At 36.9% G+C, this 12,174-nt stretch carries 11 protein-coding genes; 4 read left to right on the top strand and 7 right to left on the bottom strand.

The window, feature by feature from the left end; genetic code table 11:
- The 3 genes from asnB to ACFYKX_RS22470 all read right to left on the bottom strand — a co-directional run bounded on the left by asnB (position 1) and on the right by ACFYKX_RS22470 (position 4,532).
- A complete protein-coding gene (asnB, locus tag ACFYKX_RS22480) occupies positions 1–1,893 on the bottom strand; it encodes an asparagine synthase (glutamine-hydrolyzing) (RefSeq protein ID WP_389363783.1) in 1,893 nt (630 codons plus the stop codon).
- Between the two features lie 263 nt (positions 1,894–2,156).
- Positions 2,157–3,359 (bottom strand): methionine adenosyltransferase, encoded by a 1,203-nt coding sequence (metK, locus tag ACFYKX_RS22475; RefSeq protein ID WP_389363781.1) that lies wholly within the window; start codon positions 3,357–3,359, stop codon positions 2,157–2,159.
- Positions 3,360–4,157: 798 nt separating this feature from the next.
- Complete coding sequence (locus ACFYKX_RS22470) at positions 4,158–4,532, bottom strand: thiol-disulfide oxidoreductase DCC family protein (RefSeq protein WP_389363780.1); 375 nt, start codon at positions 4,530–4,532, stop codon at positions 4,158–4,160.
- Between the two features lie 498 nt (positions 4,533–5,030).
- Here ACFYKX_RS22470 and pckA point away from each other — a divergent pair, with 498 nt between their 5' ends.
- Positions 5,031–6,617: a phosphoenolpyruvate carboxykinase (ATP) gene (gene pckA, locus ACFYKX_RS22465; RefSeq protein WP_389363778.1), complete on the top strand. Its 1,587-nt coding sequence runs from the start codon at positions 5,031–5,033 to the stop codon at positions 6,615–6,617.
- A gap of 46 nt (positions 6,618–6,663) precedes the next feature.
- On the opposite strand, the gene ACFYKX_RS22460 is transcribed toward pckA, so the two are convergent.
- From ACFYKX_RS22460 to ACFYKX_RS22445, 4 genes are all read right to left on the bottom strand, one after another.
- Positions 6,664–7,590 carry a hypothetical protein gene (locus ACFYKX_RS22460; protein WP_389363776.1) on the bottom strand — a complete coding sequence of 309 codons (927 nt, stop codon included), beginning with the start codon at positions 7,588–7,590 and terminating at the stop codon, positions 6,664–6,666.
- Positions 7,574–8,095, bottom strand: coding sequence for an RNA polymerase sigma factor (locus ACFYKX_RS22455; protein WP_389363774.1), 522 nt, complete (start codon positions 8,093–8,095; stop codon positions 7,574–7,576). Before ACFYKX_RS22455 ends, ACFYKX_RS22460 begins: the two co-directional genes overlap by 17 nt.
- Positions 8,096–8,222: 127 nt before the next feature.
- Positions 8,223–8,465 carry a DUF2584 domain-containing protein gene (locus ACFYKX_RS22450; RefSeq protein ID WP_389363772.1) on the bottom strand — a complete coding sequence of 81 codons (243 nt, stop codon included), beginning with the start codon at positions 8,463–8,465 and terminating at the stop codon, positions 8,223–8,225.
- 84 nt (positions 8,466–8,549) lie between these two features.
- Entirely contained in the window at positions 8,550–9,341 is a 792-nt protein-coding gene (locus tag ACFYKX_RS22445) for an alpha/beta hydrolase family protein (RefSeq protein ID WP_389363770.1), read from the bottom strand.
- 167 nt (positions 9,342–9,508) lie between these two features.
- Between ACFYKX_RS22445 and ACFYKX_RS22440 the strand changes: the two genes are divergently transcribed.
- From ACFYKX_RS22440 to ACFYKX_RS22430, 3 genes are all read left to right on the top strand, one after another.
- A complete protein-coding gene (locus ACFYKX_RS22440) occupies positions 9,509–10,504 on the top strand; it encodes an ABC transporter substrate-binding protein (RefSeq protein WP_389363768.1) in 996 nt (331 codons plus the stop codon).
- Between the two features lie 73 nt (positions 10,505–10,577).
- Positions 10,578–11,357: an ABC transporter ATP-binding protein gene (locus tag ACFYKX_RS22435; protein WP_389363766.1), complete on the top strand. Its 780-nt coding sequence runs from the start codon at positions 10,578–10,580 to the stop codon at positions 11,355–11,357.
- On the top strand, positions 11,335–12,144 hold the full coding sequence (locus tag ACFYKX_RS22430; protein ID WP_389363764.1) for an ABC transporter permease: 810 nt from the start codon (positions 11,335–11,337) through the stop codon (positions 12,142–12,144). The genes ACFYKX_RS22435 and ACFYKX_RS22430 overlap by 23 nt, the downstream gene beginning before the upstream one ends.
- The last annotated feature ends 30 nt before the right edge of the window (positions 12,145–12,174 follow it).

The raw sequence follows: 12,174 nt of genomic DNA, 5'->3' as shown, positions 1-12,174 counted from the left end.
CTAACTATATGATTTTTCTTTTAAGTACTCCTGTTCGAAGGAGTATTTTTTTTCTACATATACTTGATGCCACACCATAAACATTAACACAGTCCAGATTTTACGGCTATTATCTGCTTTTCCTTGACAGTGGTCTTCAAGTAATTTTAATACATAGTCTTTGTTTAATAGATGATCTGTGTGACTTTCACGGATAATCGTTTTAGCCCAATCATTCATTTCATTCTTTAGCCAATGACGAATTGGTACCGGGAATCCTAATTTTTTACGGTTTAAGACATGGTCTGGAACGATTCCTTCTGCAGCTTTACGTAGTACATACTTCGTTGTTCCATTCGCTGTTTTTAGGCTAGTAGGAATTTTTGAGGCTGTTTCAAAAACAACTTTATCTAGAAACGGTACACGAAGCTCTAATGAGTGTGCCATCGTCATTTTATCTGCCTTTAATAGAATGTCCCCACGCATCCAAGTATGGATATCAATATATTGCATACGATCAACTGGATCATACCCTTTGCTTTCATTGTAAAGTGGCTTGGTAATATCTTTATAATTTAAACCTTCATTATAAACATGTAATAGATTACGCTTTTCTTCCTCTGAGAACATTTTTGCATTCCCAATATAACGTTCCTCCATAGGAGTTACTCCACGCTCTATAAAGCTCTTTCCCTTCATTCCTTCTGGCATTATCTTTGCTATGACTCTAAGGAATGCTTTTAACGTTGCCGGGATCTTGTTAAACACTTCTAATGATTGTGGTTCACGATAAATATTATATCCACCGAACAATTCATCCGCACCTTCACCAGATAACACAACCGTAACATGCTTACGAGCTTCACGAGCTACGAAATACAACGGCACACAAGCGGGATCAGCTAAGGGATCATCCATATGCCACATAATTTTCGGAATCTCATTCATATATTCCTGTGGTGTAATGACATAGCTAATATTCTCTACACCTAGCTTTTCGGCTGTTTCCTTTGCTACATCAATTTCACTGAAGCCATTATGTTCAAACCCAACAGAGAAAGTCTTAATGGCAGGGTGGTATTGTTTCGCGATAGAAGCGATGATAGAAGAGTCTATTCCACCTGATAAAAATGAACCAACAGGAACGTCACTTCGCATATGAATTTTTACTGAATCCATTAATACGTCTCGAATTTCCTTGATGAACTCATCTTCTGATTTTTGAACCGGCTGGAAATGCGCTTTCCAGTAACGATTGATTTTCATTTCCTGGCCAATTTTCTTTGTGAAGTAATGTCCTGGCTCAAGCTTAGAGATTCCCTCTGACATAGTATGTGGCTCAGGGACAAACTGATAGGTTAAGTAATGCTGAAGAGAATCATAATTTAATACATCATTCTCTAATGCAAGAAGAATGCTTTTCTTTTCTGAACCAAAGAATGTTTTATCTCCATCATTGAAATAAAAAAATGGTTTAATCCCAAACGGGTCCCTTGCCCCATATAAGCTCTGCTCTTGTTTATCCCAAATGACAAATGCAAACATCCCTCTTAATTTTTCAACTGCTTTTTCTTTCAGATGGCTATATAATGCGATAATTACCTCTGTATCAGAATGCGTTTTAAACGTTAAGCCTTCCTTCAGAAGCTCTTCTCTAAGTTCTAAATAGTTATAAATTTCCCCGTTGAAGATGATCCAATAGCGCTCATTTTCATAAGTTAGTGGTTGATGGCCACTTTCAACGTCAATAATACTTAGACGTCGGAATCCAAACTGTATATGCTCATCATAAAAATATCCGTCATCATCTGGACCACGGTGTGTAATGATATTATTCATATTTTCAAATTGCTGTTTTTCAACTTCACGTAAATCTTGAGATTTCTCATGAACACATCCAATAAAACCACACATTATGTAACTCACCTACTCCGTTCTTACCAATTTATTTAATTCCCAAAATTAGGGTTCTTGTTAACAAATTTTGAATCAAATCTAATACTACCATTATTCTATTAAAAATGGCACTGTAAACCTAAAAATCTGACAGGGAAATTGATGGAACCTTTTTTTATTTCCAAACCCAATAAGATGACCATACGTTTACATTACAACTATTAGACGTAATAAAAAGCCGAGAGTTACAAATAATTGTAACTCTCGGCTTAAGTTGAGAATTATTGGTTTAGTGCTTGGTTACGAAGGTCTTCTGCTTTATCAGTACGCTCCCAAGGTAAATCAACATCCGTACGACCAAAGTGTCCATAAGCAGCAGTTTGCTTGTAGATAGGACGGCGTAGGTTCAACATATTGATGATTCCAGCTGGACGTAAATCAAAGTTGTTGTTCACAACATCAACTAATACTTCTTCGCTAACTTTTCCAGTTCCAAAAGTGTCAATTGAAATGGAAACTGGACGAGCAACACCGATTGCATATGCAAGTTGAACTTCAACTTTATCTGCTAAACCTGCAGCAACGATGTTTTTCGCAACGTAACGAGCAGCATAAGCAGCTGAACGGTCAACTTTTGTAGGATCCTTACCAGAGAATGCTCCACCGCCGTGACGAGCATATCCACCGTAAGTATCAACAATAATCTTACGACCAGTTAAGCCAGCATCCCCTTGAGGTCCACCAATTACGAAACGGCCAGTTGGGTTAATGAAATATTTAGTATTTTCATCGATAAGTTCTTTAGGAACTACCGGGTTGATAACATGTTCCTTCAGATTACGTTGGATTTGCTCCAAAGTAATTTCTGGGTGATGTTGAGTTGAGATAACAATGGTATCAATACGTACAGGTTGATTGTTCTCATCGTACTCAACTGTTACTTGCGTTTTACCATCTGGACGTAAGTAAGGAAGGATCTCTTCTTTACGTACTTCTGTTAAGCGGCGTGCTAATTTGTGTGCTAATGAAATAGGAAGTGGCATTAACTCCTTTGTTTCATTACAAGCGAAACCAAACATTAAACCTTGGTCCCCTGCACCAATTGCTTCGATTTGCTCGTCCGACATTTGTCCTTCACGAGCTTCAAGAGCTTGGTCAACACCCATTGCGATATCTGGTGATTGCTCATCGATTGAAGTTAACACTGCACAAGTTTCGGAGTCGAATCCGTATTTTGCACGAGTGTAACCAATTTCTTTTATCGTTTCACGAACGATTTTAGGAATATCTACATATGTAGATGTAGTAATCTCACCTGCTACTAATACTAAACCAGTTGTTACACTTGTTTCAGCTGCAACACGAGCATTAGGATCCTTATCTAAAATAGCATCCAAAATGGAATCTGAAATTTGGTCACTGATTTTGTCCGGATGACCTTCAGTAACTGATTCAGAAGTAAACAAACGACGTTTTGTTGACATCTGACTTCCTCCTTGTTTTATAAAAATGAAAACGAGGTTATGATACGTTTACCTATATGTAAACCTCGAATGGTTTGATACGGAACTCATTCCCTAAGTAGTATTAAATAAACATGGAGTTTTTATTAGGAATAGGGATAATTTATCCTTATTTATAGTAAAAAACTCGCATTTGAGTAAATTTCATAATGTTTTTTTGCACTGCTGTGTTTGTACGAAGTTATTTTAGTTTGGGTATCTAGTAAGTACTAAAATAACGATCGTTTTTGTCTATGAAATTCATCGTTTTGTTCCAAAAAGCTCGAACCTTTACAAATAAAAAAACCTTTCCAGTTATGAGGAAAGGTTGAATGCAAATAAATCCGCGCCTTTCACTCTTATCGTTCAAGGACTAAAATCCTTGCCTCAGGTTTAGCACCTTTGCTCAGAAAATGTCCGGGGGTAAAGGGGTGTATATAGAGACTGCACATGCATATTTGTCTGGCAAGCTTTCATGCTTGCCTGGTCAAGCATTCGCTTGACCGCCCGAATAAAAATGATGAAAAAAGCAAATGCATTTGCTTTTTTCACCCTTTTTATTGGGCAAAGACAAATATGCTATATCGTATTCTCAAACCTTTTCCGGTCGCTTTCTTCGTTTAGCAGGTTGCTGGGTTTCATTGGGCCTGTCCCTCCACCAGCTCGGGATAAGAGAGTATCCGTTCAATGTAGTATCATATCGTAACGTGTCAAACTATGTCAATGATTTTACTTAATTTATATATTAATTTTTTTCTATTATTTTAGGGAACGTTTAAATTAGAGAGAACAGCTTCCGTCATCACATTTTCGTTTTAAAAATTTATGTCTATTCTTGGCAATCCATCTATAGATAGGGGAACCAATTAGGTGAACGAAAGGGATATATAATGGTAGGGCAAATACAAAAGAATAGGGAGAACGTAACAGTACACTTCTTACGGCAAAGAATCCTTTTAAAGCCTTCCCACTCGGCAATAAAAGATGAAGTTCTTTTCTAAGCTCGACTGGATGAAAGTCACATTCACCATTCTCTTCATTATATTGCTGCAGGGATATCCACTCGACTTGATTCAATACATCAAGCTTTTGAAAAATTTTCTTAGATTCTTTACATAGAGAACACTTTCCGTCATAAAGAGCAATTCTTTTCATTATAATCATTCCCATTACATTGTAATTAGAATACAATACTTATACTCATGTTACTTTTGCCTATCCCTTTATTCGAGGAACTAATTTTTCTCGCAGAGCATCGAACTTTTGAAATAGGTAACATTATTCTGTAAACAAGGGTTATTTTGAATATTCAATCCTTATTGCAAACGTGAAAAACACCTGAGATATGGCAACTTGATGTACCACAATTAATTGTTCTTACTCTCATTTTAACATAGGGTTACTTTAATTTATTTTAATTTTGTTTGGAGTGATATTTACTCAAATACTGACAAAAAAACAAAACCGAATCAATTTGAAACTCACCAACAACCTTAATGAACGATGAGTATAATAGTACATTTTATAAAATTAAGATGGTAAATTTTTTTATTAGTATAGACTAATTATTTAAATGTGTTATACTAATTTTGAGATGTAATCACTTACAATTAAAATTAAAAAATTTAAAAGATAAAGGAAGGTATTCATCAGATGAACTCTGTTAGTATTTCCAACCAAATAAATGAATTATTGAAGTCTGATCATGTTCACGTGCAATTATCAGTTCCACAATTAGTGGAAAAAGTACTAAACCGTAGTGAAGGTCTTTTAACCTCCACAGGTGCTGTACGTGCAACAACAGGAACATATACAGGACGTTCTCCTAAGGATAAGTATATCGTTGAAGAGCCTTCTGTTAAGGACAAAATTGACTGGGGAAAAGTAAACAAACCAATCTCTCAAGATGCGTTCGATACATTATATAATAAAGTAATTAACTACCTAAATGAGCAAGAAGAAGTATTTGTGTTCAAAGGATTTGCAGGTGCTGATAAAAAACACCAAATGCCAATTCAAGTTATCAATGAATACGCTTGGCATAACTTATTTGCTCACCAATTGTTTATCCGTCCTTCAGAAAGTGAGCTTTTAGAACATCAAGCTGAATTTACCGTTATCTCTGCTCCGAATTTTAAAGCAGATCCTTCTGTAGATGGAACAGAATCTGAAACTTTCATTATTATTTCGTTCGAAAGACGTACCGTTCTAATCGGAGGAACTGAGTATGCTGGAGAGATGAAAAAATCAATCTTCTCAGTAATGAACTATATGTTACCTGAAAATAACATTCTATCTATGCACTGTTCAGCTAACGTTGGCCGCGAAGGAGATGTAGCGTTATTCTTCGGACTTTCTGGAACAGGAAAAACGACTTTATCAGCAGACGCTAACCGTAAGCTAATTGGTGATGACGAGCATGGTTGGTCTCCTAATGGAGTATTCAACATTGAAGGTGGTTGCTACGCGAAATGTATCAATCTATCAAGAGAAAAAGAGCCTCAAATTTTTGATGCAATCCGCTTCGGTTCGGTTCTAGAGAATGTTGTCGTTAACTCTGAAACTCGTGTGGCTGACTATGATGACGGTACATTGACAGAAAATACTCGTGCTGCTTACCCAATCCAAGCGATCGATAATATCGTTGATCCTAGTGTTGCAGGTCATCCAAATACGATTGTATTCTTAACAGCAGACGCTTTTGGGGTACTACCTCCAATCTCTAAATTAACGAAAGAACAAGCAATGTACCACTTCCTAAGTGGATACACATCTAAATTAGCAGGTACTGAAAGAGGAATTACTTCACCACAAGCTACATTCTCAACATGCTTTGGTTCACCATTCTTACCGCTTCCTGCAACTAGATATGCAGAAATGCTTGGTGAGAAAATTGATGAGCACAATGCAAATGTGTACCTTGTTAACACCGGATGGACTGGTGGAGAATACGGTGTTGGTAACCGTATGAAGCTAGCTTATACTCGTGCAATGGTTCAAGCTGCTCTTGAAGGAGAATTAAACAATGTGGAAACCGTTCAAGACGAAATCTTCGGCTTAAACATTCCATTACATGTACCAGGTGTACCTGATGAAGTATTACAACCAAACAAAACTTGGGCAGACCAAGCTGCATATGAAGTAAAAGCAAAAGAACTTGCATCTAAGTTCAAAGAAAACTTCAAAAAGTTTACAAACGTACCTTCTTCTATCGTTGAAAAAGGTGGACCTACTGCTTAAAATAAGAAAGGGATTCAGCTTCAATCTGCTGAATCCCTTTTTCTATCTATTTTTCTATAACCGTAACAGTAGTCGTACTACTCATGAATCTAATCTCAACTTCACCACTATACTTTATATTTAAGTCTCCAGTATAAGTCGTAATTCCACCAGATACTCCTGTCCTCGTAAATATAACACTGTTTCCAGAAAGTCTTTCTGCTGATTCATAAAACATTTGCAAATGTACTTCTTCCGGTAAATTTGGAATAGTCGATTCAATTTTTATATCCTCATGAATCCCTACCGTTAAATTCCCTTCCGAAATAAATAATTTTGAATTTCCGATTTTAATATGCGGCTCCTCCACATAGATTAAAAAGCTACCAAACTCTTCTCCCTCCACGAAATAATTTAAATTCCACAACCCTGTTTTCGTAAAAGGTTTAAAGCTTGTTACGGCACTTGCACCAGTCCCGTATAAGCCGCCCCCTAGTTCTACGCTACTTAATTCAATTACTTCACCTGTTTCGACATGCTGACCTTCCACTTTCAGTCTTTGGCCAACTAACTCATCAGGCTCTCCCCAAACAAATGTCATGATTTTTGCAACACTTTGTTTATCATTAGCCATCCATATTTCAGGTGCTAGAATCCCAAGTTTATTAGGAACTCCTATGATTTGATCTGAATATTGCGGGTTTCCGTCTTCATCAATAATGGTAAATGTAATGGCTTCGGGAGCTTTCTCTACACCGCTAGCTTGGTTAGTTTGACTTGAATCCAAGTTTGAATAGTACAAAATAGGTCCGATGATTAAAAGCATTAAAACTGCCGTCCAGACACCTAATTTCGTAAGAAGGGTAGGTCTGACTTTTTGTTCTTGTTGATTTCTTATTTTATAAACCATCCGTGTTCTCTCCTCATTCGAAAGTTCATGCTTAGGTAGACTTTTCATTTTCTTTAATAGCTCATGCTCAGAAAGATTGCTCATACTCTATTCCCTCCTTTAGCACTGAATTTAATTTAGAAGTAGCTCGCGAAAATGTAACATTCACTTTATTTACACTCCACCCCAATACCTGAGCTGCTTCTGCAGAAGATAACTCAGCAATCCCTCTAAGTAAAACAACATCTCGATAATTTGTTTTAAGTTTACTAATGGCTTCGTATAGGTTCTTTGACTCAAGGTCCTTTAGTAATTGTTCAATTGGAGCAGGTGACACCTTATCGGGCCTCTCATTTAGTAACTTCTGTTTTAGTTTGTTTAGAATTCCTTTTTTCCTGTAGGAATCAATGGCTGTATTTCTTGCAATTGAGATCAACCAAGTTTTTGGATTCGCATCACTTCTATAACGGTCATATGCTTGGTATGCTTTTATAAAGGTATCCTGAACTAAATCCTCTACATCCATCGAACCTGTATAATAAATTAAATAATTTAAAATATCTTTTTCATATTTATAAAACCATTTCTCAATTTGTTGGCCGGCCTCCACGTGGTCTCTGCCCCCTTCCTTCACTAATAAGACGGAGTGAAATCTGAAAATCTTACACTTTTTATCAAGATTTTTATTTACGATTGTTTGAAAAAAACAAAAAAGCAGGAGCATTTAATAGCCCTGCTTAATTGATTGAGTGTAATGCGACGAGTTCATATGTAATCGTTGTTTGATTATTTTCAAGCTCTACCTTTTTTATTTTTGCTGTACCACTTAACTCTCCACCAATTGTTCTCCTCACTTCAATCGGAATATCAATTGGATAGAGTCTATACCCTTCCTTTACTAGAGAGAAAAGGTTTTCTGCCACTCGGGTCTCTTTCCCTTTCGTAACAATTAATGTATTTAGCTCTAAAGGCATTCCCATTCATCTCACCTCAGCTCTGTTTTATGTGTTTTATTTACTTACTTCTACTATTCACTAATAAGAGTCCGCATCACCTTTATTTTATCATTCAATCAATTGATTTTTCATCCATTTTGTTAGGTCAGAAACGACATTTCGATTCATAGCTGGAGGAAAGTAATGAGTGAAATCATCAAAGTACCAGCTTTCAACCTTTTTTCCTAGAGCTTTTAACCTTTTTTCAAGTCGATATGCATGGTCTACAGAAACGTTATGATCTTTTACACCATGAATAATTAATGTTGGAGTTTTCAATTTATCTAGATGAAAGAGTGGTGTTCTATACTGATATCGATCTGGAAACTTAGTTGGTGTTCCTCCTATGACTCTTTTCATCATTCTGCGTAAATCTTTCCGCTCTACGTAAGTTAAAAACATATCACTAACGCCACCCCATGTTACAAGAGAAGCTGTTTCAGGAAATTCAATCGCAGTTAATAAAGCCATTACCCCACCTCTTGAAAATCCAAAAACATGTACCTTCCTAACTTGTGGGTGATTCCTCAATATTTTAAAAGCTCCGAAAGCATCCTCTCGATCTTCTCCAGCGAAATCTTCATTGCCTTCCCCCCCTTGATTTCCACGGTAAAAAGGAGCAAACACAATGAATCCCTCAGAAGCAAACTGAACGATTCGCCCTGGACGGACCTTTCCTACATTTTTAATCCCTCCACGTAAATAAAGGAAACCCTCATACATCCCATTTCCCTTCGGTTCCGCTAACAACCCTTTCACTTTCAGACTACCTGAATAGTATGTAACAATTGATAGCTCAATATTTGGGTTTGGAGAAGGGAATCTTTGTTTTGTAATCATTTCACCATTATATAGTTCCATATTTTCATCTCCAATCTGACCAAAGATACTTAATTTAAAAACTGACGCTCTGAAAAAGATACAAATATATTTTTCCCAATATAGGCATTCACACATTTTTCATCATGTTCATACGATATGTTAGCGAAATGAAATTTTATCTGTGTAATTTAGGAGGTCTATATTTTATGAAAAAGTGGTTTAAGGTCGGTTTCTCTGTGCTTGTAATTGCCTTTCTTATTATACCTTTAGCAGCGTGTAATAATGAAGAAGTTCAAACCGTAAAGATAGCAGAAGTAACTCATTCCATTTTCTATGCTCCTCAATATGTTGCCCTAGAAAAAGGCTTCTTTGAGGAAGAGGGGCTAAATGTTGAACTAACGACTACTCCAGGTGGGGATAAGGTTATGACTGCACTCCTATCTGATGGTGCAGACATAGGACTTGTAGGTTCAGAAACATCGATTTACGTATCTACACAAGGGTCCGATGATCCGGTGATTAATTTTGCCCAACTTACTCAAACAGACGGTACGTTCCTTGTTTCGAGAGATAAAATCGATAACTTCTCTTGGGATCAATTAAAAGGCTCCACCTTCCTTGGACAACGTAAAGGCGGTATGCCACAAATGGTTGGTGAATTTGTTTTAAAGAAACATGGCATTGATCCACAAGAGGATCTTGAATTAATACAAAACATTGACTTTGCTAATATTTCAAGTGCCTTTGCTTCTGGTACTGGTGACTTTGTTCAATTGTTTGAACCACAAGCTAGTGTTTTTGAACAGGAAGGTAGAGGACATATCGTAGCCTCTTTCGGAACGGAATCAGGCCATGTTCCATACACTACTTTTATGGCTAAAGAAAGCTTTATCAACGACAACAAAGAAGCAGTAGAAAAATTTACTCGTGCCATCTATAAAGCTCAGCAATGGGTAGAATCCAATTCTGCAAAAGATGTTGCTGAAGCTATTCAGCCTCACTTCTCAGATACAGATATTGAATTAATTGAAATGGTTGTAGATCGTTATAAGAGTCAAGGATCTTTTGCAACAAATCCTGTACTTGATGAGGAAGAGTGGAACAATCTACAAGACATTATGGATGAAGCAGGAGAGCTACCTGCACGTGTTGACCATGGAACACTCGTTAACACAGAAATTGCTGAAAGCGTAATGGAATAAAAAAAAAGCGGAATCGCCGATATGAGTGATTCCGTTACCCTTTTAAATTAAATTTTTTAGAGGAGGCCGCGAGATGACTTTTTTAAAGGTTGATGGTATACACCACACATATTTCACAAAAAACTCTGCAACAACGGCCCTCTCCGATATTTCGCTTGAGGTTGAGGAAGGAGAATTTGTCTCCTTTCTCGGTCCTAGCGGATGCGGTAAAACAACTTTACTATCTATCATTGCAGGATTATTCAAACCTACAGAGGGATTAATTACTTTAGAGAATAAAACTATTAATCGAAAGCAAAACAAAATAGGTTACATGCTCCAGCAGGATTACCTCTTTCCTTGGAAGACCATTGAAGAAAACATTTTATTAGGGTTAAAGCTAATGGATAAATTAGATTCTTCTAAGAAACAGAATGCTCTTGAATTACTAGATGAAATGGGGCTTAAGGGATTTGAAAGTCAATATCCCAATCAATTATCAGGAGGAATGAGACAAAGAGTAGCGTTAGTTCGAACATTAGCAACTGAACCTAAGCTCTTGATGCTAGATGAACCATTTTCCGCCCTTGATTATCAAACGAAATTAAGGTTAGAAGATTTGGTATCTACTACTTTAAAACAGTTTGGTAAAACTGCCATTTTGGTTACTCATGATATCGGTGAGGCGATTGCCATGAGTGATCGTATTTTTCTATTTTCAGCCAGACCTGGCCAGCTTCATCGAACATTTATCGTCCCAGAAGAATTAAAGAAATTACCTCCATTTAAAGCACGTAATCATAGCTCATTCACTAAAATCTTCGAGAGTATCTGGAAGGAGTTGGAATCCCTTGAGTCCGAAAACGAACATTGAACTCCTCCATCAAAAATATATCGAATCTTTAAAACGTGAAAAGAGATGGGTGCGGTTTTACCAGATCATCATATTCATTCTTTTCTTTTCTGGATGGGAACTAGCAAGCCAAAAACGTTGGATTGACCCATTGGTCTTCAGCTCCCCTTCAAAAGTTTGGAATCTTCTCATTGAAAAAGTCCAGGATGGATCTCTACTAGCAAATCTCGGTGTTACACTAGGAGAAACTGTCTTTGGTTTTATTCTTGGTACATTGTTAGGGACTGTTTTGGCAGCCATTCTTTGGTGGTCACCTTTGATTTCAAAAGTACTTGATCCCTATCTTGTCGTATTAAATGCAATGCCGAAAATTGCATTAGGTCCTATATTAATCGTTGCGCTAGGTCCTAATTTTGGGTCCATTGTTGCAATGGGAGCTTTAATCTCGGTCATTATTACAACCATTGTTGTGTATACCTCTTTTAGAGAAGTAGATCCGAACTATCTAAAAGTGCTAAACACCTTTGGAGCTACAAGAATGCAGAGCTTTAAAGAAGCAATCCTTCCAGCCTCATTTCCTACCATAATTTCGACTTTGAAGGTTAATGTTGGGCTTTCATGGGTCGGAGTCATTGTTGGGGAATTTTTAGTATCCTCAAGAGGGCTAGGGTACATGATCATCTACGGTTTCCAAGTATTTAACTTTACTCTTGTTATCCTATCACTTCTAGTAATAGCCGTATTTGCAACCATCATGTATCAGCTTGTTGATTTATTGGAGAAAAAATTGATTAAACATGGTTCGTAATGAAATGTGAAAAGAGCTTGGGAGTTCCCC

It is taken from the genome of Cytobacillus spartinae, from assembly GCF_042865285.1.
GTDB classification, from domain to species: domain Bacteria; phylum Bacillota; class Bacilli; order Bacillales; family Cytobacillaceae; genus Robertmurraya_A; species Robertmurraya_A spartinae.
The sequence above is the reverse complement of the archived record's forward strand: the minus strand, read 5'-3'. Positions and strand labels throughout refer to the sequence as shown.

Excerpts from the sequence above, each read along its gene's own strand:
- asnB (WP_389363783.1), bottom strand. The coding sequence starts at position 1,893 with ATGTGTGGTTTTATTGGATGTGTTCATGAGAAATCTCAAGATTTACGT.
- metK (WP_389363781.1), bottom strand. The coding sequence starts at position 3,359 with ATGTCAACAAAACGTCGTTTGTTTACTTCTGAATCAGTTACTGAAGGT.
- ACFYKX_RS22470 (WP_389363780.1), bottom strand. The coding sequence starts at position 4,532 with ATGAAAAGAATTGCTCTTTATGACGGAAAGTGTTCTCTATGTAAAGAA.
- pckA (WP_389363778.1), top strand. The coding sequence starts at position 5,031 with ATGAACTCTGTTAGTATTTCCAACCAAATAAATGAATTATTGAAGTCT.
- ACFYKX_RS22460 (WP_389363776.1), bottom strand. The coding sequence starts at position 7,590 with ATGAGCAATCTTTCTGAGCATGAGCTATTAAAGAAAATGAAAAGTCTA.
- ACFYKX_RS22450 (WP_389363772.1), bottom strand. The coding sequence starts at position 8,465 with ATGGGAATGCCTTTAGAGCTAAATACATTAATTGTTACGAAAGGGAAA.
- ACFYKX_RS22445 (WP_389363770.1), bottom strand. The coding sequence starts at position 9,341 with ATGGAACTATATAATGGTGAAATGATTACAAAACAAAGATTCCCTTCT.
- ACFYKX_RS22440 (WP_389363768.1), top strand. The coding sequence starts at position 9,509 with ATGAAAAAGTGGTTTAAGGTCGGTTTCTCTGTGCTTGTAATTGCCTTT.
- ACFYKX_RS22435 (WP_389363766.1), top strand. The coding sequence starts at position 10,578 with ATGACTTTTTTAAAGGTTGATGGTATACACCACACATATTTCACAAAA.